19 protein-coding genes are annotated in these 23300 nt (G+C 72.2%); 8 read left to right on the forward strand and 11 right to left on the reverse strand.

Translation table 11 applies throughout. The features are described 5' to 3' along the window. Window positions 1-2: 2 nt before the first annotated feature. Window positions 3-674, reverse strand: coding sequence for a succinate dehydrogenase (locus ABZV34_RS14990; RefSeq protein ID WP_356275362.1), 672 nt, complete (start codon window positions 672-674; stop codon window positions 3-5). A 120-nt stretch (window positions 675-794) separates the two neighbouring features. On the opposite strand from ABZV34_RS14990, the gene ABZV34_RS14995 reads away from it, so the two are divergent. Further along, window positions 795-1676 carry a LysR substrate-binding domain-containing protein gene (locus tag ABZV34_RS14995; protein WP_356275365.1) on the forward strand — a complete coding sequence of 294 codons (882 nt, stop codon included), beginning with the start codon at window positions 795-797 and terminating at the stop codon, window positions 1674-1676. A gap of 50 nt (window positions 1677-1726) precedes the next feature. On the opposite strand, the gene ABZV34_RS15000 is transcribed toward ABZV34_RS14995, so the two are convergent. The 4 genes from ABZV34_RS15000 to ABZV34_RS15015 form a co-directional block, all read right to left on the reverse strand. After that, window positions 1727-2506 (reverse strand): oxidoreductase, encoded by a 780-nt coding sequence (locus tag ABZV34_RS15000; RefSeq protein WP_356275368.1) that lies wholly within the window; start codon window positions 2504-2506, stop codon window positions 1727-1729. Between the two features lie 605 nt (window positions 2507-3111). Continuing rightward, on the reverse strand, window positions 3112-5247 hold the full coding sequence (locus ABZV34_RS15005; RefSeq protein ID WP_356275371.1) for an EAL domain-containing protein: 2136 nt from the start codon (window positions 5245-5247) through the stop codon (window positions 3112-3114). Further along, the gene (locus tag ABZV34_RS15010; RefSeq protein ID WP_356275374.1) at window positions 5244-6056 is read right to left on the reverse strand and encodes an SAM-dependent methyltransferase; all 813 of its coding nucleotides are present in this window, start codon (window positions 6054-6056) and stop codon (window positions 5244-5246) included. The genes ABZV34_RS15005 and ABZV34_RS15010 overlap by 4 nt, the downstream gene beginning before the upstream one ends. A 494-nt stretch (window positions 6057-6550) precedes the next feature. Next, entirely contained in the window at window positions 6551-7492 is a 942-nt protein-coding gene (locus ABZV34_RS15015; RefSeq protein WP_356275377.1) for an SCO0930 family lipoprotein, read from the reverse strand. A gap of 314 nt (window positions 7493-7806) precedes the next feature. On the opposite strand from ABZV34_RS15015, the gene ABZV34_RS15020 reads away from it, so the two are divergent. Continuing rightward, a complete protein-coding gene (locus tag ABZV34_RS15020) occupies window positions 7807-8394 on the forward strand; it encodes a hypothetical protein (RefSeq protein ID WP_356275380.1) in 588 nt (195 codons plus the stop codon). A gap of 15 nt (window positions 8395-8409) precedes the next feature. After that, on the forward strand, window positions 8410-9174 hold the full coding sequence (locus tag ABZV34_RS15025; protein ID WP_356275383.1) for a hypothetical protein: 765 nt from the start codon (window positions 8410-8412) through the stop codon (window positions 9172-9174). Between the two features lie 151 nt (window positions 9175-9325). Here the strand turns inward: ABZV34_RS15025 and ABZV34_RS15030 are convergent, their stop codons facing one another. Further along, a complete protein-coding gene (locus ABZV34_RS15030) occupies window positions 9326-9988 on the reverse strand; it encodes a hypothetical protein (protein ID WP_356275386.1) in 663 nt (220 codons plus the stop codon). 332 nt (window positions 9989-10320) lie between these two features. On the opposite strand from ABZV34_RS15030, the gene ABZV34_RS15035 reads away from it, so the two are divergent. Further along, complete coding sequence (locus ABZV34_RS15035) at window positions 10321-10986, forward strand: class F sortase (RefSeq protein WP_356275388.1); 666 nt, start codon at window positions 10321-10323, stop codon at window positions 10984-10986. 317 nt (window positions 10987-11303) lie between these two features. Here the strand turns inward: ABZV34_RS15035 and ABZV34_RS15040 are convergent, their stop codons facing one another. Together ABZV34_RS15040 and lysX are read right to left on the reverse strand one after the other, a co-directional pair. Further along, the gene (locus tag ABZV34_RS15040) at window positions 11304-12143 is read right to left on the reverse strand and encodes a polysaccharide deacetylase family protein (RefSeq protein ID WP_356275391.1); all 840 of its coding nucleotides are present in this window, start codon (window positions 12141-12143) and stop codon (window positions 11304-11306) included. Between the two features lie 88 nt (window positions 12144-12231). Next, a complete protein-coding gene (lysX, locus tag ABZV34_RS15045) occupies window positions 12232-15510 on the reverse strand; it encodes a bifunctional lysylphosphatidylglycerol synthetase/lysine--tRNA ligase LysX (protein WP_356275394.1) in 3279 nt (1092 codons plus the stop codon). 303 nt (window positions 15511-15813) lie between these two features. Here lysX and ABZV34_RS15050 point away from each other — a divergent pair, with 303 nt between their 5' ends. The 4 genes from ABZV34_RS15050 (at window position 15814) to ABZV34_RS15065 (ending at window position 18848) form a co-directional block, all read left to right on the forward strand. Beyond that, complete coding sequence (locus ABZV34_RS15050) at window positions 15814-16278, forward strand: universal stress protein (protein WP_356275397.1); 465 nt, start codon at window positions 15814-15816, stop codon at window positions 16276-16278. A gap of 304 nt (window positions 16279-16582) precedes the next feature. After that, entirely contained in the window at window positions 16583-17122 is a 540-nt protein-coding gene (locus ABZV34_RS15055) for a sigma-70 family RNA polymerase sigma factor (protein ID WP_168531333.1), read from the forward strand. Window positions 17123-17256: 134 nt separating this feature from the next. Continuing rightward, the gene (locus tag ABZV34_RS15060; RefSeq protein ID WP_356275400.1) at window positions 17257-17772 is read left to right on the forward strand and encodes a hypothetical protein; all 516 of its coding nucleotides are present in this window, start codon (window positions 17257-17259) and stop codon (window positions 17770-17772) included. A gap of 410 nt (window positions 17773-18182) precedes the next feature. Then, window positions 18183-18848 carry a zf-HC2 domain-containing protein gene (locus ABZV34_RS15065; RefSeq protein ID WP_356275683.1) on the forward strand — a complete coding sequence of 222 codons (666 nt, stop codon included), beginning with the start codon at window positions 18183-18185 and terminating at the stop codon, window positions 18846-18848. Between the two features lie 7 nt (window positions 18849-18855). Here ABZV34_RS15065 and ABZV34_RS15070 read toward each other — a convergent pair whose 3' ends face one another. From ABZV34_RS15070 to ABZV34_RS15080, 3 genes are all read right to left on the reverse strand, one after another. Then, complete coding sequence (locus ABZV34_RS15070) at window positions 18856-19716, reverse strand: DNA-formamidopyrimidine glycosylase family protein (protein WP_356275403.1); 861 nt, start codon at window positions 19714-19716, stop codon at window positions 18856-18858. 121 nt (window positions 19717-19837) lie between these two features. Beyond that, window positions 19838-21913 carry a SpoIIE family protein phosphatase gene (locus ABZV34_RS15075; RefSeq protein WP_356275406.1) on the reverse strand — a complete coding sequence of 692 codons (2076 nt, stop codon included), beginning with the start codon at window positions 21911-21913 and terminating at the stop codon, window positions 19838-19840. A 108-nt stretch (window positions 21914-22021) separates the two neighbouring features. After that, window positions 22022-23260, reverse strand: coding sequence for a DUF6777 domain-containing protein (locus tag ABZV34_RS15080; RefSeq protein ID WP_356275409.1), 1239 nt, complete (start codon window positions 23258-23260; stop codon window positions 22022-22024). Between the last annotated feature and the right edge of the window lie 40 nt (window positions 23261-23300).

Below are 23300 nucleotides of genomic sequence, written 5' to 3' on the forward strand. Positions count from 1 at the left end.
GTTCAGCTCACCACTCCGGTCATCACGGCCACGGGTACGGCGATGAAGCCCGCGGTCAGCACCAGCGCGAGGACGTTGGCGACGGTCTTGAGGGCGCGGTCGCGGGTGCGGCTGCCGGCGCCCAGGGTCTGTGCCGCGCTCCAGAAGCCGTGCCGGATGTGCAGGCCGAGCGCGAGCATGGCGACGATGTAGATCACGTCGCCGTACCAGGTCGAGAAGGTGTCGACGACGTTCTGGTAGGGGTGTCCGGACTGGAAGCCGCCGGAGTGCACGGTGCCGGTCGTCAGGTCGAGGAGGTGCCAGACGATGAACAGGCCGAGGATGATCCCGCCCCAGCGCATGGTGCGGGTGGCGTAGCTCGACCGCGGCTTGCTGTGCACGTACCGGCTGGGGCGCGCCCGGATGTCGCGGCGGCTCAGCTGGTAGGCGGCGGTGGCGTGCGCCACGACGGCGACGACCAGGACCACGCGGATGATCCACAGGGCCCACTCGTAGTGCAGGAGGGGCTCGCCGATGGTGCGCAGCCAGTGCGCGTAGTGGTTGAAGTCGCCCGACCCGAAGAAGATCTTCAGGTTGCCGAGCATGTGGACGACCAGGTAGAGCAGCATGATCAAGCCGCTCACCGCCATCACGGTCTTCTTCCCGAGAGAGCTGTCCCACACGGTGCGGGTCATGGACGGTCGTCGGTCCGTCCGCGTTGCCAGAGCCATAACCCAGCACGCTAGGTCGCGCGGAGCCGATCGGTCCAAGACATGGTGTGGCTCGTTTCGATAGGTGTGGCCTATCGTGGTGGGGTGCAGTTCCAGCAGCTCCAGTACTTCGTGGCGGTCGCCGAGACCCGGCACTTCACCCGGGCCGCCGAGCTGGTGCATGTCGCCCAGCCGTCCCTTTCCCAGCAGATCAGGTCGCTGGAAAGGGAGTTGGGGGCGGATCTCTTCCTGCGGGCACGCGGCAACATCACGCTGACCGACGCGGGCGAGGCACTGCTGCCGCTGGCGCGGCGCATCCTCGCCGACGCCGACACGGCCCGGCACGAGGTGCAGGAGCTGGCCCAGCTGCGCAGCGGCCGGATCCGTCTCGGCGCCACCCCGAGCGTGTGCACCGGTCTGCTGCCCGATGTGCTGCGCGCCTTCCACGACCGCTATCCGGGCATCCGGCTGCTGCTCGAGGAGGGCGGCTCCCACGACCTCGTCCGGGAGCTGGCCCGCGGCGCCCTCGACCTCGCCCTGGTCGTGCTCCCGCTGCCGACTCCGTCTCCCGCGCTGACCACGGTGGAACTGCTGCGCGAGGATCTGGTGGTGGTGTCCTCGCCGGAGTCGCCCGCGCCCGGCCGGGGCCGTACGGTCCGGATCCCCGACCTGGAGGGCGCACGCATGGTCATGTTCCGGCACGGCTACGACCTGCGGGAACTGACCGTGTCCGCCTGCCGCGCCGAGGGGTTCGAGCCGGACTTCGCGGTGGAGGGCGGCGAGATGGACGCCGTACTGGGTTTCGTCCGCTCGGGTCTCGGCCTGGCCGTCGTCCCGCGCATGGTCGCGACGCGGTCCGGGCGGGGCCTGCGGGTCACCCCGCTGGCCCCGCCCGGACTGCACCGGACGATCGCGCTCGCGCACCGCAGCGACGTGGCGCCGCCGCGGGCCGCCCGGGAGCTGCAGCGGATGCTGCTGGAGCGCTGAACCCGTCCGGTCACCGCGTGGGCGGGAAGCTCACCCCCTGGGGATGAAGCTCACCGCGTGGGGATGAAGCCGCCGTCGATCACCAGATCACTGCCGGTGATGTTGCGGGCGCGGTCGCCGGCGAGGAAGAGGACCAGTTCGGCGACCTCGGACGGCTGGGAGAAGCGGCCGGTGACGGTGGCGCCCGACGCCTGCGCGATCACGTCGTCGCGAGTGATTCCGGCGGCGGCCGAGACGGTCTCGGCCACTCCCCCGCCGCCGAGCCACAGCTCGGTCTCCACCGGACCCGGGCTGACGGTGTTGACCCGGATGCCCCGCGGGCCGACCTCCTTCGACAGCGCCTTGGAGAAGGCCACCAGCGCGGCCTTGCCGGCGCTGTAGTCGATCACCAGGGGATCGGGCAGGGTGGCGTTCACCGACGCGACCGTCACGACGGATCCCTGGCCGGCGGCCAGCATCACCGGCAGGGCGGCCCGGGTCACCCGTACGGCGGTCAGCAGGTTCAGGTCGACGGTGCGCCGCCAGTCCTCGTCGGTCACGGAGAGGAAGCCGCCGGTGCGGGCGGGGGCGGCGCCCACGTTGTTGACGAGGATGTCGACACGTCCGCCGGCCGCCGCGACCAGGTGTTCGGCGGCGCCCGGCTCGGCCAGGTCGACCGGGACCCAGGTGACAGGTCCCTCCTTCACCAGCGTGTCCAGCGCCTCCGTCGTGGTGCGGGACCCGGCGACGACCGTCGCGCCCGCTCCGGCCAGCGCCTGGGCGATGGCCAGTCCGATGCCCTTGCTGGCACCGGTGACGATGGCGGTCCGGCCCTGAAGTTCCGTGCTCATTCTTCTCAACTCCTGTGCTGTGGCCCCTGGTTCGAAGGGCGTCGGGTGGAGGTGTGGGTTCCCGCGTGGAGGTGGCTTCGGGGCGGGCTCGGTGCGGTCAGGTGCGCGCGGTGTCGCGGCCCGGGATGCTCCGGCCGGCCACCGCGGGGCGGGCGTGACCGGCCATCGTGCCCCGGCCGTGGCCGACCACCGGGGATGGGCCGCGGTCGGGGTACCGCTCGAGGCCCGGTGGCCTCCGGCGGCTCTCCGCGGGCGGCTGTGGAGCCCGGGTACGAGCGTCCCGGCCGACTCGTCCAGCCTCGGCGGAGTTCGCCGCGGGCGCATCCCGCGGCGAGGCCCGGGAGGGGATGCCGAGCCCGGCGAACACGTGGCAGAGGTGCGCTCCGACCGGGCGCGGCGCGAGGCGGAGCCGGGCGCGGTCTCCGGGCGGACCCGACGTTCGCCACACGCCCCGGGCGTCGCCGTACGCCGTCCGCCGGTCCTGGTGGCCGCTGCCGGTGGTCGTCGGCGCCCACTGGCCGGACCGCCATGCCCCCTACCTCCCGCTCCTGACCCCGACCGCTCGGTGGCCGTCCTGTCCAGGAGGCCACCGAGCGTGCGCGGCCTCAGCCGGCGGCGTCGACCAGGGCCAGTTCGTGCAGGCGCTCCGGCGGGCCCGGCCGGGCGTAGTACCAGCCCTGGGCGGTGTCACAGCCCAGTATCCGCAGCTGTTCGGCCTGAGCGCCCGTCTCGACGCCCTCGACCGTGACCGCGAGGTCGAGGCTGTGGGCGAGCGAGACTATGCCCTCGACGATCTTGAGGTCGACCGGGTCCGCCGGGAACTGCTGCATGCCCTGGGTGAACGAACGGTCCAGCTTGAGGATGCTCACGGGCAGCCGGCGCAGGTTGGCGAGGTTCGAGTAGCCGGTGCCGAAGTCGTCGAGGGCGATGTCCACGCCCATCTCGGCGAGCCTGCGCAACGGCTTGAGGAGGTCGTCGTCGGCGCCGATCAGCGCGGACTCGGTGACCTCCAGGCACAGTGCGCCGGCGTCGAGCCCCTCGCGCTCCAGGATGTCCACGGTGTCCTGGACCAGACCCGGATGGGTCAGCTGGCACGGCGACAGGTTGACGTTGATCCGCAACGGAGCGGGCCCGGCATGCCGTTCCTGCCACTGGCGGGCCTGCCGGACCGACTGTTCCAGAACCCACCGGCCGAGCGGCACGATCAGCCCGGTGTGCTCGGCGAGCGGGATGAACTGGTCGGGTCCGAGCACGCCGTGCTGTGGATGCAGCCAGCGCACCAGCGCCTCCGCGCCGTGCACGCTGCCGTCCCCGAGGTGCACCAGCGGCTGGTACTCGATGAAGAACTCGCCCCGGTCGAGGGCCGCCGGGAGCGCCGTGGTGAGCCCGTGCCGGGTGATGGCGCGGGCGTCGGCCTCGGGGTCGGCGAGCTCGAAGCGGTTGCCGCCCGCGGACTTGGCGCGGTACATCGTGATGTCGGCACTGCGCAGCACCTCCGCCGGGCCGCGCTCGCCCGCGGGTCCCTCGACGATGCCGATGCTCCCGCGCACGGCCAACTCGCGGCCGTCGATGCTGATCGGGGTGACCAGGGCGTTCATGATGCGCCCGGCGAGTTCGTCGACCTCGCGCTCGGTGTCGGGGCCGGTGGTGAGGGCCACGAACTCGTCGCCGCCGAGCCGGGCGACCATCTCGCCCGGCGCGGTCGCGCAGGACTGCAGCCGGTCGGCGACCTCCACGAGCAGCCGGTCCCCGGCCGCGTGACCCAGGCTGTCGTTGATGGTCTTGAAGCCGTCGAGGTCGAGGTAGCACAGGCCGAACCGCTGGTCGTCGCCCGCGGACAGCGCCTTCTCCAGGCGCTCGAAGAACAGGGTCCGGTTGGGCAGTCCGGTGAGCGCGTCGTGCGTGGCCTCGTAGCGCAGCCGCAGGTTGAGCAGCCGGCGCTCGGTGGTGTCCTCCATGAGGGCGAGCTGGTACTGCGGTTCGCCGTCCGCGTCGCGCTGCAGGGACACCGTCAGGTTGGTCCACAGGGCCGTACCGTCGGGCCGGTAGAAGGCCTTTTCGACGTGGTAATGCTCGCGCTCGCCGTTGACCAACTCCTCGTAGAGCTTCCAGACTTGGGGCGCGTCGTCGGGGTGTGTCCACTCGGGGACCCGGCGCCCGCGCATCGTCTGCTCGGAGCCGCCGAACATCCGCAGAAGGGCTCCGTTGGCCTGGAGGATGTTGCCTTCGAGGTCGGCGATGGCGATTCCTATGGCCGCGCCCTCGAAGACCGCGCGGAAGCGGGCCTCACTGGCGTGCAGTGCCTCGGCCACCGTGCTGCGCGCGTTCAACGCGGCCTGGTAGATGGCCTCCTGCTCGCTGAGCGTCCGCTCCCGCAGCGCCTGCGCGAATCCGGCGGCCATGGCGTGCTGCAGGCGTGCCGAGCGGGTACGCAGCGCCTCCTGCGGGCCGTCCTCGCCGCAGTAGAGCACCAAGTAGGCGTCCACACAGTCGAGAGTGCGGCTCAGCGCCTCCGGATCGGTGCAGTGCGCCGAGACGATCGCGGCGCCGACCGCCTGCCCCTCGGCCGCCTGGAAGGTCCTTGCCCGCAGGGCCTCGCTCAACCGCCGTGCCAGCGGTACGAGTTGCCGCTCGAACTCGGGGCGGGTCAGCGAGGTCGAGGTGACCGGGAAGACCGCCCGGCTCCAGATCGTCGCGAACCGGCGGAGTCTGTCCTCCGGCCCGTCCGGCTCCGCGGTCACGCCGTGCGCCCCACGCCCGCGAACCCGGAGAAGGAATAGGGATCCTCGTCCTCGGGCGCGGTGTCGGGCCGCCACATCGGCATCGGCACCAGTCCGGGTTCCACCATGTCGTACCCCTCGAAGAACCGCGCGATCTCGTCGCGCGAACGCATGATCAGCGGGTTGCGAATGTCCTTGTACACGTCGACCGCACCCTCGGCCCGCTCGGACGGGAGCGGGATTCCCTCGTAGGAGGCGTGCGTGACGACGAGCAGGCTGCCGGGCGCGAGCGCGTCGCGCAGTTCGGCCACCGCAGCGTACGGGTCGTCCGCGTCCTCCACGAAGTGAAGCATGGCAACGAGCAGCAGGGCGACCGGCCGGTTCAGGTCGATCAGCCGCTGTACCTCGGCGCTCGCCAGGATCTCCTGGGGCTTGAGCAGATCGGCGGCGACCACGTCCGTGTCCTCGACGTCCCGCAGGACGGCCTGGCTGTGCGCGACGGCGACCGGGTCGTGGTCGACGTACACGACATGGGCTCCGGGACGGGCCGCCCGCGCGACCTCGTGGACGTTGCCGAAGGTCGGGATGCCGGAGCCGATGTCGAGGAACTGCGAGATGCCCTCGTCCGCCGCGAAGCGCACGGCGCGGCGCATGAACGCCCTGTTCGCCTGCATGATCTTGGGGAGTCCGGGCAGGAACTCCATCGCCTTGCGAGCGGCTTCCCGGTCGACCTCGAAGTTGTGCGAACCGCCGAGGTAGTAGTCATAGATACGGGACACGCTCGGCACCGAGATGTCAATGCTGCGTGGGGCCCAGGCGGGACGCTCCATCTATCTCTCCAAGGCGTAGTCGACGGCGTAGGCGATCCGGTGTTCGAGCTGAGGCTACTGATCGCCCGCCAAACCGGCGAGTCAAAACGGAAATTGACCGTCCGTTCACCGGCACTGCCTCCGGCATGTGCCGAATCGGCTGCCGCGCGGGACCTTCGGACACGCCGTCGCGTGTCACCGCGAAATCGATGCGAAGTGTTCCAAAAAGTTCTCGGGAGTCACGAAGCGTCGCCATGCCGTCCGGGGTGGCGGGTATTCCCGGTGTGGAAAATTCTCCGGCTCCGGCTCCGCTCCCGGAGCCGCGGCCGGGGCGGGGGCGGGGCGGGGTGGGCGCACACGCCGAACGGTCCGCCCCCTCCGTGCGGTGCGGAGGGGGCGGACCGGGGTCGCGCGCGTTGTTCTGTTCGTCCGGCACTCTTGCCAGTTCTGATCCACTCTCCCATCCGCGTTCGGTGCTCCGCGGACGAGACGACCAACCCTGGGGAGCTGATCCTCTACTTCGCCGCGCCGACCGGCTTTCCGTCGGGGGCGACGGCGTACCACGTGCCGCCCACGCCCTGACCGTTGGTGTCCCCGGCCTTCGTGTCACCGGAGAAGGTGTAGATCGGCCAGCAGTTGACGGTCATCTGCTTGGCGCCGTCCGGGCGGGTGAAGCCCATCAGGCCCTTCTTCTGGACGCCCTTGGTGTCGTCGGCCTTGACCGGCGCGACGACGGGCCACTTCTCCAGGCACGCGCCGACACAGGCGGACTTGGAGACGGGCCAGGCCTGGTCCTTCATGAAGCGGTAGACCGTCATGCCGTTCTTGTCGACGACGATCTCGCCGAGCTTGGGGTCCTTGCGGGTCGACAGACCCGGCAGGGCGGCCAGGGTGGCCTTCTTGCCGTTGGGGGCGGAGGCGTACCAAATACCGCCGACACCCTGGCCGTTGGTGTCGCCGGCCTTCGTGTCCTTGGCGTAGCGGTACATCGGCCAGCCGGCGATGGTCAGCTGCTTGGTGCCGTCCGTGCGGGTGACCTCGCCGAGCAGGGCCTTGTCCACTCCGGTGGCGGCCGTGGCACCGTCCGCGGGAACGGCGGGCCATGCCTTCGCGCAGTCGCCGTCACAGTTCGACTTCGGCGGCTCGGCGGTGTCCTTCTCGAAGCGGTACAGGGTGAATCCGGCGCTGTCGGTCAGCACCTTGCCGAGCGTCGTGCTCTCGGCGACGGCGAGCTGCCCGGCGGACTCGGCCTGGGCCGCCGCACCCTGCTGGTCGGCGCCGTAGCCGTTCGGGGTCGCGGTGCTGCTGACCTGTCCGTATCCGTTGGCAGCCGCGGCGGCGCCCACGTTCTGGCTGCCCGTCGACTGGGTGCCCGAATCCTGACCACACGCCGTCGTGAGCGCCAGCACGGCCGCAGCTGTCGCTACGAGCGAGGCGCTCCGCCAGGAGGTCTTCATTGGGTAACTCCCACTGTTCGCATAAGGGTTGCAGCGCCCTGCAGCGCCGCGCATGGCCCTAGGTACGGGCGGGGGTGGCCGTTGTGTTCAACCGGCCCACAAAAAACTTTCGGAACGCTGTGACACCCGTCCGCCACCGGAGCCTCGGACGGGTGTCCGACGCGCATCCGTTCTCTCTTTCTCGCACATCTGCGCCCGGCCGGCCGCCGTCTCCCGCACGACCGTCAAACCGCCCCGGCCCACAAGTCCTCCGTTCGGGGCAATACCCCGCCACTCGGGCGTGCGGGGGGACGGCACGCCTCATGATCTCGGTCGTGCATGCACCACAGCGGACTCCGTCCGCCCTCGTCATACGGGTACTGGCGCTGCTGACGCTGACCTGGATCCTCGGCGGTGCGCCGGTCTCGTCCGCGGTCGCGGACGCCTGCGCGTACGCCTCCGTCGGCCCGGACGGCACGGACGCGGTGGCGGTCGCCGGCGACGGTCTCTGCACCGTCAGCCCGGCACCGCCCACTCCCACGCCGACACCCACCCCTGAGCCGCCACCACCTCCACCACCTCCGCCTCCTCCGCCACCACCACCACCACCACCACCGCCGCCGCCGCCCAAACCCAAGCCGACGCCACCACCCCCGCCTCCGCCCGCCCCGCGGCCTGTCGCCGTGGCACCGCCGCCGAGGCCCACGCCTCCACCACCACCGCCGCCCGCTCCGACACCCACACCCACACCCAAGCCGACGCACAAGGCCCGTCCTCAGCCGTCGCCCACCCCGGTGAGCTACCCGGTGTACCGCGCACCGGCGCACAAGCACGCGGTCCGCCGCGGACCGTCCCTGGTCTCGCTCACCCTGCTCGTCACCGTGCCCGCGGTGCTCGCCGTCGCGGCGCTGCGTCCGCGCTGACCCTTGGAGGCAACTTTGTCGGATTGGCTTGTTCTCGTCCTTGCGATGGCGGCCGCGTGCCTCGTGGTCCTCGTCGTGGCACTGCTGCGCAATCGGCGGGCCCCCGAGGACGAGGATCCGTCCGAGACCCCGGACGTGATCGAGTACATGACCATGATGATCGGCGTGGTCTATGCCATCGTCCTGGGGCTGGCCATCGCCGGCGTCTGGGAGGCCCGCAGCGCCGCCCAGGATCATGTGCAGACCGAGGCCCAGGCCCTGCACGAGATCTCGGAGCGGGTCCGGGTCTACCCGGCGGACGTACGGGACCGCATCCGCGGCGACCTGAACGCGTACGTCGGGCATGTCGTCACCACCGAGTGGAAGACCATGGCGGACCACGGTCGTGTGACCGCCGAGGGCGGACGGCTCTTCGACCGCATCCGCGCGGACGTCACCGACTACCAGCCGAAGACGGACTTCGAGGCCCAGGCCTACCAGCCGCTCGTCGACCAGGTGACCGCGGCCGACGCCGCGCGCAACTCACGCGCGGAGTCGACCGGGGCGACCATGCCGGGCGTGGTGTGGTTCGGGCTGATCACCGGCGCCGTCGTCACGATCGGGATGGTCTTCGCGCTGCAGATCCGGCGCACCAGGCGGGAACTGATCCTGGCCGGGCTCTTCTCGGCCCTGATCGCCTTCCTGCTCTTCCTGATCTGGGACTTCGACGCGCCCTACAGCCGGGGCATCGCGGCCTCGGCGGAACCGTTCCTGACGCTGTTCCCCCACCTTCCGGGGTGACGGGACCGTACGGGAGACCCCGATAGCGACCGTGCGGCCGGGGGACGGGCGACATGCCGTGTCCGTCCCCCGGCCGCGCGCGTGGGGCCCCCGCGCGGCCCGCGAGGTCTCCCCGTCCGCGTCACCGCGATCGCGACTCCGCGCGTCCCCGTCAGCTCCGCCGCTCCGGCCCGCGCCGCAGCCACAGGACCGCGCCGCCCAGGACGGCGGCCGCCACCAGTCCGCTGCCGATGGCGATGTCGGTGGGCGTCGCGCCGGTGGAGGTGCCGCCGCCGAGACCACCGCGGACACCGCCGACGACGGTGAAGGCGGCCGGCCGGGTCAGTGTCCGGTCGTCGCCGCAGCGGGCCGTGATGTCGTAGGACCCCGGCCGCACGCCCCGGTCGACGAGGACCCGCGCGGTGGCCGTGCCGCCGCCCCCGCGTCGCAGCCGGGTGGTGCGGAAGGCCCGCGACGAGACCGTACTGCCGTACCCCCGGCACGAGTCGCCGTCGACCGCCACGGTCAGCGGGCCGCCCTGGACGACGACACCGGGCCTGGCCCTGATGTTCCTCGGACCGTCGTCCCGCCGGCTCCCGCCGCTCCCCCGGCCCCAGCCGTCCTCCGGGCTCTCGTCCTCCCAGCGCCCGCTGTCGCCGGAGCGTCCGTAGTCGCCCGGGTCCGCGTCGTCGTACGCTCGTCCGCCGTCGTCCAGGCTTTCACCGGCTCCCCGTTCGCCTTGGCCCGGTTCGCTCCAGGCCATGGCCGTGGGGGCGGCGAACCCCAGCGCGGCGACGGCGGCGGCCGAGACCGCCAGGGCACGGATGGTACGCATGTGATCCTCCGCGGAAGACGCCCCGGGACCCGTCCCCGGTCGATCGGCGAGAAAGCGCCTCCCAGTCAGACCCTCAGTTGTGGTGCGGGGGGCCGCATTTCGAGAATGCTCCGTCCCGGTGAGAAAACACGCCGAATGACTTACACATAATCAGATATTGCCGCAGGTCACGAACTGCCAGAAATATCCTGCACTCGGCAACTCGGATGGCGCACCGCCGTGGTGCTCCCCCGTCCGTCCGCCCATGCCCCGCAGGCCACCAGGCATGCTCCACTTAGCTTTCTCGTATGCGCGACGGACGCGGTGACGGCCGTGTCGAGAGGGGATGGCGAATGTCTTCGTCCGCATGGCCCGAAGAGGAGGAACGGCAGAGGAAGCGGGTCCCCTGGGGCGTGATGGCGCTTGTTCTGCTGACCGGGCTCGCACTGATCCGCAACGGTTCCGGTGAGTTCGACGTGGGCCCCCCGCAGCCCGCGGCGGCGGCAGCGGCGGCTGACGGCCGGACCCCCTCGGGCGCCCTCGCGAAGGCGCCCGCCCCCTTGCCGTACTCCGTCGTGGACCGGGTACGGATCCCGGCGATCCGGGTCGACGCACCGGCCGTGCCGGTCGGTCTCGACACGGACGGCTGGGTCGGCGCGCCGCCTCCCGACGACCCGAATCTCGCGGGGTGGTTCACCGGCGCGGTGTCACCCGGCGAGAAGGGCACCTCCGTCGTCGTGGGCCATGTGGACAACGCGCGGGGCCCCGCCGTCTTCTACGGACTCGGGGCCCTCAAGAAGGGAAACCGTGTCGAGGTCCTGCGCAAGGACGGGAGGACCGCGGCATTCGAGATCTACGACATCCAGGTGTTCCAGAAGAGCGCCTTTCCCGGTGACCGCGTGTACGGCAGCAAGGGCACCCCGGAATTGCGCGTCATCACCTGCGGAGGAGGTTTCTCCGAGGAGCACGGCTACGACGGCAACGTCGTCGTGTTCGCCCGTCTCGCCGGCGTCCGCTGAGCGTGTCGCGCGGAATCCTCCGGTGTTTTCCGGCACGGCGCGGGGGCCGTTCGGACCTGCCGGGGTTCACGGATCGCCGGGGTTCACGGGCCGGCCGGGGTGCGTTCACCGGCCGGCCCAGGAGGAACGGGCCGTCCCGGCCCGCCGGGGGCACGACGGTCACCGGTGCCAGGTGCTGCCCGGCACGGCCCGTCCCGCCGGTCGCCGGCGGCGGACCGCGGACGGGACACGGCGGACCGCTGACGACACGGAAGCCGTCGGCCGCTGCCGCCGGACCGCACACGGCACACGGCGGCCCCGGACGGCGCCCCGCGGTCTCAGGTGTAGCGCCGTCGCGGCACGGTGAGGTGGTAGCCGCTGTCCAGCAGTTGGGGCAGGTAGTCGCGCAGCGCCCGTACGGTCTGGGAGCGGTCGCCGCCCGCGTCGTGGGAGAGCACGATGACGCCCGGGGCGGCGCCGTGCTCCACCCGGTGGACGATGGTGCCGGTGCCGGGCGTGGTCCAGTCGCGGGAGTCGACCGTCCACGCCAACGGCTCCATGTCCAGGTCGGCGCCGATCTGGAAGGTCGCACGGTTCCAGGCACCGTAGGGCGCGCGGAACCACAGGGGCCGCTCGCCGTAGGCGTCCTCGATGACGTCGCTGGTGCGCTCGATCTCGGAGCGGATCTGCGGGCGCCGGAGGCGGGTCAGCAAGGGGTGCGTCCACGTGTGGTTGCCGACGATGTGCCCGTCGTCGGCCATCTCCGCCAGCAGGTGTTTGCTGGCCGCGGCCATCCTGCCGCAGACGAAGAACATCGCCCGCACGTCGTACGTGCGCAGGGTCTTCAGGATGGTCGGGGTGTAGTGCGGATCGGGGCCGTCGTCGAAGGTCAGCACCATGCTGCGGCCACGCCCGGACATGTGCAGGAGCGGCTCGCGCCGGACGGGGGGAGGCAGGGGTCTGCTGCTCGGTGGCCCGTCTCCGGCCATGGGCAGCAGCCGGTGGGCGGACGGCTTGAGGGCCGTGCGTGCCTGCGGGCCGGCGGCCGGGGGGCGCACCGGGCTCTCCGCCGGTTCGGCGGTGAGGACGCGGGCCGTGCCCGTCGCCCCCGCCGCCCCCAGGACGGCGGCGCCGGCGATCAATGCCCGGCGTCGCGTGAGCAGCTGGTCCATTTCCATGACCCATCAGTCGCCCAACGGGCGGGCGACGCGGCTGAGAAACACCGGCGCGACCTCGGGAAAGCACCCGTTGGGACCAGTTCGGCGATCAGCGACGACGCACCAGGGGGAACGGCAGCGTCTCACGGATCGTCAGACCGGTGAGGAACATGACCGTCCGGTCGACGCCGATGCCGAGCCCGCCGGTGGGCGGCATGGCGTACTCGAGCGCCTCGAGGAAGTCCTCGTCGAGTTCCATCGCCTCGGGATCGCCTCCGGCCGCCAGCAGCGACTGCGCGGTCAGCCGCCGGCGCTGCTCCACCGGATCGGTCAACTCGGAGTAGGCGGTGCCCAGTTCGGTACCGAAGGCGACGAGGTCCCAGCGCTCGGCGAGGCGGGGGTCGGTGCGGTGCTGCCGGGTGAGCGGCGAGACCTCGGTCGGGAAGTCCTTGTAGAACGTGGGCAGTCGGGTCTTCGCCTCCACCAGGCGTTCGTACATCTCCAGTACGACGTCGCCGCGGCCGTCGTCCGCCCGGTACGGCACGCCCGCACGGTCGCACAGCCCTTGCAGCGCCGCCGGCGAGGTGTCGGCGTCGACCTCCTCCCCCAGTGCCTCGGAGAGGGCGCCGTACACCGTCCTGACGGGCCACGGGCCGGAGATGTCGTACTCGGTGCCGTCCCGGCGGGCGACGGGTGTCCCGAAGGCGGCGGTCGCCGCGCCCTGGATCAGTTCGCGGGCGAGGTCGAGCATGACATCGTAGTCGGCGAACGCCTGGTAGGCCTCCAGCATGGTGAACTCGGGGTTGTGCTTGTGGGAGACGCCCTCGTTGCGGAAGGTGCGGCCCATCTCGAAGACCTTCTCCAGGCCACCGACGCACAGCCGCTTGAGGTACAGCTCGGGGGCGATGCGCAGATAGAGATCCAGGTCGTAGGCGTTGATGTGGGTCGTGAAGGGGCGGGCGTTGGCACCGCCGTGGATCTGCTGGAGGATCGGCGTCTCGACCTCCAGGTAGCCGCGGTCCAACAGCCCCTGGCGCAGCGCCTGCACGGCGGTGGAGCGGACCCGGACGACCTGGCGCGCCTCGGGGCTCGACACCAGGTCGACATGGCGGCGGCGCACCTTCGCCTCGGGATCGGTCAGGCCCCGGTGCTTGTCGGGCAGCGGGCGCAGGCACTTGCCGGTGAGCTGCCAGCCGGTCACGAAGACGGTGAGGGTGCCGCTGTCGCTGGCACCGGAGACGCCGTCGGCGGTGAGGTGGTCGCCGATGTCGACGTCCGTGCGGAACCGGTCGAGGGCGGGTCCTGACCGGGAGCGGGTGAGGGCGATCTGCAGGTCGCCCGACCAGTCGCGCAGTACGGCGAAGACCAGGCCGCCGAAGTCGCGTACGAGGACGACCCGTCCGGCGACGGTCACCCGCTGTCCCGCGCGCACCTCGGCGAGGGTGTGGGTGCGCGCCGCGACGCCCACCGGGTACGGGTCGGTGCCCTCGGCGCGGAGCCGTTCGAGCGTGCGGTGCCGGAGGCGGACCTGCTCGGGCAGGCCCGCGGCCGGATCGGGGACCCCGGCCGGCTCCTCTCCGCCGGTGCCCGGAGCCGGCGGTGCGGGCGGGCTCTCGGTGCCCACGGGTGCGGGCCGGGCCTTCGTGCGTCCCTTGCCCCACAGCTTGCGCAGCGACGGCACGGAGACGAAGCCCTCGGCGATGCCGGACGCCATGCCGATACGGGCGAGGGAGCCCGCGTCTCCGTAGCAGAGGAAGCGGGGGTACCACTCGGGGTGGTACTTGGCGTTGGACCGGTACAGGGCCTCCAGTTGCCACCACCGGGAGAAGAACAGCAGCAGCTTGCGCCAGAGCCGCAGCACCGGTCCGGCGCCGATCCGGGCGCCCTCCTCGAAGACCGAACGGAACACCGCGAAGTTGAGGGAGACACGGCGTACGCCGAACTTCCCGGCCACCGCGCACACCTCGGCGACCATGTACTCCATGACGCCGTTGGGGGCTTCGCGGTCACGGCGCATCAGGTCGAGCGAGACGCCGTCGTCGCCCCAGGGCACGAAGGAGAGCAGTGCGAGGAGCCTGCCGTCGGCGTCCATGGCCTCGACGAGGAGGCAGTCCCCGTCCGCCGGGTCGCCGAGGCGGTCCAGGGCCATGGAGAAGCCCCGCTCCGTCTCGGTGTCGCGCCAGGCGTCGGCCCGGTCGACGACTTCCTCCATCTCCTCGTCGGTGAGGGTGGAATGGCGGCGTACCCGGCAGGTGGCCCCGGTGCGGCGTACGCGGTTGACGGCCTGGCGGGTGACGCGCATGTCGCGGCCGTCCAGGTCGAACCCGGCGACGTACAGGATCGCCTCGTCCCCGAGTTCGAGTGCTCCGAGGCCGGCGCGCACGAAGGCCTTGGCGCCGTCCTCGGAGGCGCCCATGACGGCGGGCACCCAGGCATAGCGGCGGGCCAGGTCCAGCCAGGCGTCGATGGCGTGCGGCCAGGCCTCGCGGTCGCCGACCGGATCGCCGCTGGCGAGGCAGACCCCGGCCTCGACGCGGTAGGTGACGGCGGCCTTGCCGCTGGACGAGAAGACGACGGCCTTGTCCCGGCGGGTGGCGAAGTAGCCGAGGGAGTCGTCCGCGCCGTAGGCCCGCAGCAGCGAGCGGATACGGGACTCCTCGCCGCCGTGCAGGGCCGCCTCCAGCCGTTGGGAGCGGAAGAGCGTGGTGGCGGCGTTGAGCAGGGCGACGGCGCCGAAGAGGCCGAGGAGGAAGTAGATCTGGTGGGGTGGGCGTCCGCCGAACGAGTCGGCGGAGACGAGTCCGCCGCACACCCGGCCGGCCGCCCACGTCAGCCGGTCGCCGCGCGGCAGGGTGCCGGGGAACAGCTCGACCAGGCCCCAGCCGAGCAGGATCGCCACGACGAGCCCGGCGACCAGGACGGCCAGGGCGCGCCACACGGCGCCGCGCCGGGAGTCGGCGTAGAACTCGCGGCGCGCCACCACCAGGAGCACCAGGGCGGTTCCGCAGACGGCGAAGGACGGCAGCGACTCGGCGTACAGGCCCATCGCGAGGCCGACGACATCGGACAGGACCAGCAGGCCGAGGTAGACGACGACCAGCCACCAGGCGACCTTCTTGCGGGCGGCGGTCGCGGCGGCGAGCAGGAAGAGGAAGGCCGCGTACGCGAGGTTCGCGCTGACGGGGACGATCAGCCGGTCGAGGAAGTCCACCACGGGACGCAGCAGACGGCGCAGGGGCTCGATGAAGGCCAGCACGACGCAGAGCGCGCAGAGGGCGCCGAAGAAGGCGCCATAACCCTCCGGCACCTTGCTGAGGAACCCCTCCCGGGACGGTCGAACGGGGCCTTCGGCGCCCTTCGGTCCGCGGGCCTCGACGGTGGCACTCATGGTTCCGACTCTAGGAAGAGCCGGGCGGCCCCGCCCGTCGAGCGACCCGGTGCCCGGTAGCGCGTCGCGCGCGGGAGCCACCCCTGGCGTACGCCCCCGCAAGCCGACCGGAGGACACTCCCCGTGCGGCGGCCCGGGTGCTTCGTCCCGCGATCACTTGGTACGCCGGTCGGGACCGGGCGTCGTCCGGCCGCCGGTGCGGCACCCCATCCCCTCGCGCGGGTACGGCCGACACGCCGTCCCCCTGGTGTCCACACGCCCCACCCGCCTCCCGGACCTGCGGCTACCGATAGCCTCAGCGGTGTGGCGGAACAGCAACCCTCGCACCAGTTCGAGCGCGGCACGGACGGTCCCAAGGTCATCGTCGTCGGCGTGGACGGCTCCGACTCCTCGCTGCGCGCCGCGGCGTACGCGAGCGGCCTGGCCAGGCGGCAGAACGCGCTGCTCGCCGTCGTCTACATCCAGCCCGTCATGGCCGCGGGAGCGGCCTTCGGGGCGCCGGTCGCGGAGACGACGGACCGGATCGCGGAGGACCTCATCGCGCAGATCCGTGAGGCCGCCGGACGGCTCAAGGGCATATTCGCCGTGCGCTGGGAGTTCCACACCTTCCGCGGCGACCCGTACAACGGCCTGGTGAAGGCGGCGGACGAACTGACGGCGGACGCCGTGGTGGTCGGCGCCTCCGAGCAGGCGGGGCACCGCATCGTCGGTTCGGTGGCGATCCGGCTGGTGAAGGCGGGGCGCTGGCCGGTCACGGTCGTTCCGTAGCGGCCGGGGCCGCGTGCCCGTCGTCGGCGGGCCCTCACCGGTCGTCGCCGTCACCGGTCGTCGCCCTCACCCGGAGGTGGTCCCCTTCGGCCGGAGGGAGCCCGGGAGCCGAGGAGTCCCGAGGCCGTAGGCCCGTCCGTCCCCCGCTGACGCGCCCGTTGGCGGAAGGGGCGCGCGCCGGGCAGCGGGCGCGCGGGGCCCGCTGAACCGTTCACCGTGCCGTTCACCGACTGCATCGACCGCCCACCGCAGACCCGTGCCCCGCCCCTGTCCGAGCGGGGCGGCAGCCGCTGGCATACAGGCCATGACGGCCGGAACCACCACCAAGACGACCGCCGAACACGAGCTGGCCGCGCTGCAGCGCGAGCACGGACGGCCCCTCTTCGCCCTGCTGCTGCGCCTGTCCGACGGCGACCGGCAGCGCGCCGAGGATCTGCTGCAGGAGACGTTCGTACGGGCCTGGCAGCACCCCGAGGCGCTGCGCGCCGACGACTTCGCCTCCGTACGCCCCTGGCTGCTCACCGTAGGACGACGGCTCGCGATCGACGCGCGGCGGGCCCGTCAGGCGCGGCCCCCCGAGGTGGGTGACGCGGTGCTGGACAACGCGCGGGTGTGCGCGGATCACGCCGAAAGGTCGGCGGCGACGCTCGATGTGCGGGAGGCTGTGAAGACTCTCACTCCCGAGCACCGTGAAGTCCTGGTGCAGGTGTACTTCCAGGGGGCGAGTGTGGCGGAGGCCGCCGCCGCGCTCGGAATTCCGCCCGGTACCGTGAAGTCGCGGGCCTACTACGCGTTGCGGGCCCTGCGCCGGGTCCTTCCGGGATACGCGGCCGACCTGCGATGAAACCGAGCGCCGGGTCAAGCCTCCGTAAAGCGCCTGCCAAGGACCATGGTTGAGTATTCCGCTTGTCCTCATCCGTGTTCCGACCGAGAGCCCGGGTCGGGCGACGCGCACGCACCGGAGGAAGGCAGGAAGGGATGCTGCACAGAGGTCAAGAGAGCACGGACGGCACCGGCGGTGGGGAACTCACGGTCCCCATGGCGTGGTTGTACGCCGAGTACATCGCCGACGAGTTGTTGCGGACCGGCGACCTGATGCCGCCGACGTCCTTCGAGTTCCGCGCCGGGCGTGACGCCCTGGCACTGACCATCTTCCTCTCCGACAGCGACGGTGAGCTCTCGGGCATCCGGGTCGTCTCGCAACTGGAGACGTGGCTCTCGCTGACCGCGTACGACCAGCCGTGGCAGGACTGGGTGCGCGAGCACCTGGGCCGTCTCGCGGCCGAGGCGGCCGACCTCGGGGGGCCCGCCCCGGACCTGGAGCTGGCCACGGCGGCCTGGCGCTGGCTGGAGGAGACCGAACTGCTCGCCCCCGACCTGGACGCCGTACCCGGCGGGGGGCCGATCCCGGGCGAGGACGACGGCCCCAAGGTGTGGACACCGGCCTGGCAGCTGGGCCTGCCACTGGGGCACCTGGCGATCCATCTCTTCTGACTTCTTCCGGCTCCTTCCGGCTTCCGGCTTCTTCCGACCGCGCTCTCCGATTCTCCTCCGATCGCCCCTCCCCCTTCCGACCGCACTTCTCGATCCTCATCCGGCCAGATCCCTCCCTCTCCGGCCGCACCCTTCGATCCTCCGTCCGTACCCTCCGAACAGTTCTTCCCTCTTGCCGAACAGCCCCTTCCTCCTGCGACAGACCTCCCAGCAATCTCCGGGCAGCCGTCCCGCGGACGCGTCCCGGGCAACTTTTCCGGGCACGCACCAATCCGCGGGCGCGCTCGCTCCGAACGTCTTCGCCGCGATTCCGGACGGGCTTGAGTGATTCGGCGGTCTGGTCCGTACCGATGGGCAGCAGCAACACCACCCCCACCCCGCTCGATCGCCACGAGGATTCGGTATTCGGTATGAGGTCCCTGGAACGGCATCGTGACGTCGGCGCCTACGCGCTCGGCGTGCTGGACGAGGCGGATGCCTTCCGCTTCGAGGAACACCTCATGGAGTGCCCCCGGTGCACGGCGCATGTGAGTGAGTTCCGACCCGCCGCACGGCAGATGATGCTGTACCGGCGGGCCACACCGCGCTCCGTGCACCCGTTCGCGGCACCCGGCCCGCGACTGCTGGACACGCTGCTCGACGAGGTGTCTGCCCGTCGGCGGGCCGGCCGCAGGCGCTGGCTGTACGCGGTGGCGGCCTCCGTGGTCTTCGCGGCGGGCGGCCCCACGATCGCGATGGTGACCTCCCACGACTCGGCGTCCGACGGCTCCGCGTCCAACCAGGCCGCCGCGACCGACGCGGACACCGGCGTCTGGGCCCGGATCACCACCCAGGACCGGATCTGGGGCAGCGAGGTCGGCGTCGAGGTCAAGGACTCCGGGGGCCCGCGGCCCTGTCAGCTCGTCGCCGTCGGCAAGGACGGCTCGGAGCAGACGGTCACGAGCTGGATGGTGCCCGGGCACGACGGGGCGTCCACCAGCATGCAGGGCGGCGCCTCGATGCCCTCCTCGGACATCAGCCGGTTCGAGGTGCGCACAGCGGACGGCAAGCATCTGGTGACGGTCAAGTCCCCCTGAGCGGAGGCTATTTGAGCAGCCGGGACATCCGGCGGTCGGCCAGTGGCCTGCCTCCCGTCTGACAGGTCGGGCAGTACTGCAACGAGGAATCGCTGAAGGAGACCTCGCGGATGGTGTCGCCGCACACCGGACAGGGCTCGCCCGCCCTGCCGTGCACCCGCAGTCCGCTCTTCTTCTCCCTCTTGAGGCGACCCGCGGCCAGCCCGTGGGAGCGCTCCACCGCCTCGGTGAGCGTCCCGCGCAGCGCCTCGTACAGACGGCCGGTCTCCTCGGGCGTGAGCGAGGAGGCCAGTTTGAAGGGGGACATCCTGGCGGCGTGCAGGATCTCGTCGCTGTACGCGTTCCCCACGCCCGCGATCAGGCTCTGGTCCCGGAGGGCGCCCTTGAGCCGGCGCCGCTCCCCCTCGAGCAGTCGCGCGAACCGTGGCTCGTCGAAGTCGGCGGCGAGCGGGTCGGGGCCGAGACGCGCCACGCCGGGGATCTCCCGCGGGTCCCGGACCACATGGACGGCGAGTCTCTTCTGGGTGCCCGCCTCGGTGAGGTCGAAGCCCTCGCCGTTCGCCAGGGCGACGCGCAGCGCCAGTGGGCCCTTGCCCGGTCTGGGCGGGCCGTCGGGCAACGGGTCCCGCCACTGCAGCCAGCCCGCGCGGGCCAGATGCGTCACGAAGTGCAGGCCGTCGGCCTCGATGTCGAGGAACTTCCCCAGCCGGCGCACGGCGGTGACCTCACGGCCCTCGAAGGCGGTGACGGGCGGGTCGTAGGTCTTCAGGACACTGATGGCGACGGGCAGCACCCGTACGACCTCGCGGCCGACGAGATGGTCGGCCAGGAAGTCCCTGAGCGCTTCGACCTCTGGCAGTTCCGGCATGCGTCCAGAGTGCCACCCGGCACCGACACCACCATCCGGATCACCGGCCACGCCCCCTCCGTGGCGCGCCACGGAGGGGGCGTGCCGCGCCGTGCCGTGCCGTGCCGTGCCACGGCGTCTGTCAGTCCCGTCCCGGGACGAGGAACTCGCACCACACGCACTTGCCGCCGCCCCGGGCCTCGACGCCCCAGACGTCGGCGAGGCGGTCGACCAGCAGCAGACCGCGGCCGGAGACACCCGACTCGCCCGCCTCCCGGCGGCGCGGCAGGGCACTGGAGGAGTCCTCCACCTCGACGCGCAGCCTGCGGTCGGGGCCGGTGAGGACCCGCAGGGTGACGATCGCGGGGCCCTCGGTGTGCATGAGGGCGTTGGTGATCAGTTCGTCGGCGACGAGTTCGATCTCGTCGGCGCGCTCCGCGGCCCCCCAGGCACGGACCGCCGCCCGGATCATGTGCCGGGCCTCGGTGAGGGCCTCGGAATCGCCGGGCAGGACCCGCTGCTGAAGCCGGCCGCCGGACTGCCGGAGGCCGGGGCCGCAGCGCCGCAGGAGCAGCAGCGCCACGTCGTCCTCGCCGCCGCGTTCCTCGGCGACGTCGATGAGCCGGTCGGCGAGATCGCGCACGTCCTCCGGACCCGACCGGATCAGCTCCATGAGGGTGTGCATCCCCTCGTCGAGGTCGACGCCGGGCTGCTCCACGAGGCCGTCGGTACACAGCATCAGGGTCTGGCCCGGGTCGAGTTCGACCGTCTCGACCGGGTATTCGAGGCGTCCGAAGAGGGCGGACAGGCCGAGCGGCAGGCCCCCTTCGACGGACAGCCGGCGGCAGGTGCCGTCGGTCTGCCGGACCAGCGGGTCGATGTGGCCGGCCCGCACCAACTGGACGACGCCGGTGGACAGGTCGGCCTCCGCGTACAGGCAGGTCGCGAAGCGTTCGGTGTCGAGTTCGTGCAGGAAGACGGAGGCGCGGGCCATCACGGTGGCGGGGGTGTGTCCCTCGGCGGCGTAGGCGCGCAGCACGATGCGCAACTGGCCCATGACGGCCGCCGCGTGCGTGTCGTGGCCCTGGACGTCGCCGATGACGGCGCCGACACGGCCGCCCGGCAGCGGGATCAGGTCGTACCAGTCACCGCCGATGTCCCGGCCGAGTGAGGCCGAACGGTAGCGGACGGCGGTGTCGGCGCCGGGCACGCTGGGGATGGAGCGCGGCAGCATGGCCTGCTGGAGTCCCTGGGCGAGGTCCTTCTCCTGCTCGTAGAACATGGCCCGCTGCAGGCTCTGCGCGATGCTGCTGCCGAGTGCGACGAGGACGTTGCGCTCCTCGGCGGAGAAGCCGTACCGGTCGTTGTAGAGGAGGCCGAGCGCACCGATGGGCCGGGCCTGCGCGATCAGCGGCAGATAGGCGGCCGAGGTGATCTGCAGGTCGGTGATGTGCGGCCACAACACCGGGTACGACGCGGCGAAGTCGTCGGGCGACTCGATGAAGCGCGGGGCGAGGGTGCGCACGACCTCGCTCATCGGGTACTCCTCGTCGATCCGGGTGATCAGGGTGCCGGGCACGAAACTGCCCGCGGGTCCCTCGGCGACGAGCCGGATGCGGCCGGCCTCGACCAGTCCCATCACCATGCTCGTCGCCCCGAGATGGGTGAGGCCGTGCGTGTCCTTGAGAATCTCGATGACGTCCTGGACCGTACGGGCGTGGGCCAGCGCCGCCGTGGTGATCTGCACGACGCTGGTCTGCTGGCGGCGGGCCTCGTCCTGGACGGCGAGCTCGTGGCGCGCCGCGCCCTCGCTCAGTTCCTGGGTGGCGTCGCGCACGATGCCGATGATCCGGCGCGGCCTGCCGGTCTCGTCGCGCCGGATGCAGCCCTGGGTGTGCGTCCAGCGCAGGGAGCCGTCACGGCGGCGGACGCGGAAGTAGGCGCCGTAGTTCTCACTGCCGTCCTTGATGGCCTGGGACACCACGGTGTCGAGGCGTATGCCCTCCGCCGGGGGCACACGGACGGACAGGCCGTCGGGGGACCCGTCGAACTCGCCGGGGCGGAGGTCGAAGATCTCGTGGGCCTGGACGTCCATGTGGAACAGGCCGCTGTCCAGGTCCCAGTCGAAGCTGCCCATGCGGTTGAGCGCCAGGATCGGATCCGGGTGGGCGGGCCAGTCGTCCGGGAGAGACAGGGCGCTCGCTCCCCGATCAACCATGGGGCCACCTTGTCAGGATTTGCCGGATTATTCGACTTCTGGGGAGCCCGATTCCGGGCCCTTCGCGGTGTGGGGCCGGGGCCGCCGTACGGGCGGCTTCCCGCCCCCTCAGCTGTCGAAGACGTCGGTCGGGGCGTCGAACACGGTGCCCCCACCGGGGGACTCGTCGGGCAGGCCGGGGAGCTCCGGAAGGGTGTCGGGGCCGGTCCCCTCGTCCGGCCCGGGAACGGTGCCCTCGTCCGACGGCCCGGCCGTGGGCTCGCCCCCGGTCGGAGGCGGGGAGGTGACGGTGGCCGTGGGGCAGTCCGGGGGCGCCACCACCGGAGTCTGGGCGGGCGGCACCTCGTCCGGAACGCTCCCCGTCGGACCGGGCGGGACGGTCACGGTCGGCGTCGCGCAGTCGGAGCCCCCGGGCGAGCGGCCCGCTCCGCTCGGCGAGTCGCCGGGGTCCGCGGGGCCGGACGCGGACGGCGAGGCCTGCGGGCTCGTGTCCGGGCCCGTCGGGGGAACACCGGAAGGCCCGATGTCCGGCACTCCGGCCACGGGCGGCCGGACGACGACGTCGCGGTGCCCGTCGTCGCCGGTCCGGCGCTCGATCCAGGTGTGGTCGTCGAGGTCGATGATCGTGACGCTGCCGAGCGCCGCGGGCGCGGGCGTCACCTCGATGACCTCGCCGGGCCGGTAGGCGGACCAGGACTGCCCCCGGGTGGCCGCGCTCCCGCGCGGGGCGACCGGCGGATTCAGCGGGTTGCCGCAGGCGCAGCGGAGCCGGGGCACACCCCGGTCGTCGACGAGGACGGCGGTGCCCGCCTGCAGCACGGACTGGAAGCCGGTCACCCGGCCGTCCCGGTAGCCGTGGTCGGTGACGCGGGTGTCGGCGCGCAGGACGACCGACGTCAGCCCGCGCAGGAAGTCCGGGACGGCGGCCTGTGCGATGCCCGCGGCCCGCGCGAAGGCCTGCGCCCTACGGGGGTCGGCGGCGAGCAGACCGGCCTGCCGGCCGACGTCACAGCTGCCGGCCGACCGGGTACCGCCGTACAGGCCGGGGGTACCGCCCGGGAAACGGGCCGGGTGCGCCGCGGTCGTGGTGTCACCGGGCGTCGAGAAGTCCTCCGCCCCCGATTGCGGTGTTCGGGTGACGCGCGGCAGGGTGACGGAGGTGGTGACCGTCGAGCCGGTGAAGGGGTCGGGCCCCTGGGCGGCGGCCGGCTGGAGGAGGATCTCGCCGTCGGAGGCGTCGGACGCCGTGTTCTCGCCGGTCCCGTCGCCGTTGCCGCCGCACCCGGCGACGAGGAGGGCCGCCGTGAGTGCGCAGGCCGTGACGAAGGTGGGGGTGGGTATGCGCACCGCGTTCTCCCGTTCATCCCGGACAGGTCGATGACCATTG

It is taken from the genome of Streptomyces sp. NPDC005195 (assembly GCF_040608315.1).
GTDB lineage: Bacteria > Actinomycetota > Actinomycetes > Streptomycetales > Streptomycetaceae > Streptomyces > Streptomyces kaempferi.

Coding starts and splice junctions, on each gene's coding strand:
- ABZV34_RS14990 (WP_356275362.1), bottom strand. CDS start 674: ATGACCCGCACCGTGTGGGACAGCTCTCTCGGGAAGAAGACCGTGATG.
- ABZV34_RS15000 (WP_356275368.1), bottom strand. CDS start 2,506: ATGAGCACGGAACTTCAGGGCCGGACCGCCATCGTCACCGGTGCCAGC.
- ABZV34_RS15010 (WP_356275374.1), bottom strand. CDS start 6,056: ATGGAGCGTCCCGCCTGGGCCCCACGCAGCATTGACATCTCGGTGCCG.
- ABZV34_RS15015 (WP_356275377.1), bottom strand. CDS start 7,492: ATGAAGACCTCCTGGCGGAGCGCCTCGCTCGTAGCGACAGCTGCGGCC.
- ABZV34_RS15030 (WP_356275386.1), bottom strand. CDS start 9,988: ATGCGTACCATCCGTGCCCTGGCGGTCTCGGCCGCCGCCGTCGCCGCG.
- ABZV34_RS15035 (WP_356275388.1), top strand. CDS start 10,321: ATGTCTTCGTCCGCATGGCCCGAAGAGGAGGAACGGCAGAGGAAGCGG.
- ABZV34_RS15040 (WP_356275391.1), bottom strand. CDS start 12,143: ATGGAAATGGACCAGCTGCTCACGCGACGCCGGGCATTGATCGCCGGC.
- lysX (WP_356275394.1), bottom strand. CDS start 15,510: ATGAGTGCCACCGTCGAGGCCCGCGGACCGAAGGGCGCCGAAGGCCCC.
- ABZV34_RS15055 (WP_168531333.1), top strand. CDS start 16,583: ATGACGGCCGGAACCACCACCAAGACGACCGCCGAACACGAGCTGGCC.
- ABZV34_RS15060 (WP_356275400.1), top strand. CDS start 17,257: ATGCTGCACAGAGGTCAAGAGAGCACGGACGGCACCGGCGGTGGGGAA.
- ABZV34_RS15065 (WP_356275683.1), top strand. CDS start 18,183: ATGAGGTCCCTGGAACGGCATCGTGACGTCGGCGCCTACGCGCTCGGC.
- ABZV34_RS15070 (WP_356275403.1), bottom strand. CDS start 19,716: ATGCCGGAACTGCCAGAGGTCGAAGCGCTCAGGGACTTCCTGGCCGAC.
- ABZV34_RS15075 (WP_356275406.1), bottom strand. CDS start 21,913: ATGGTTGATCGGGGAGCGAGCGCCCTGTCTCTCCCGGACGACTGGCCC.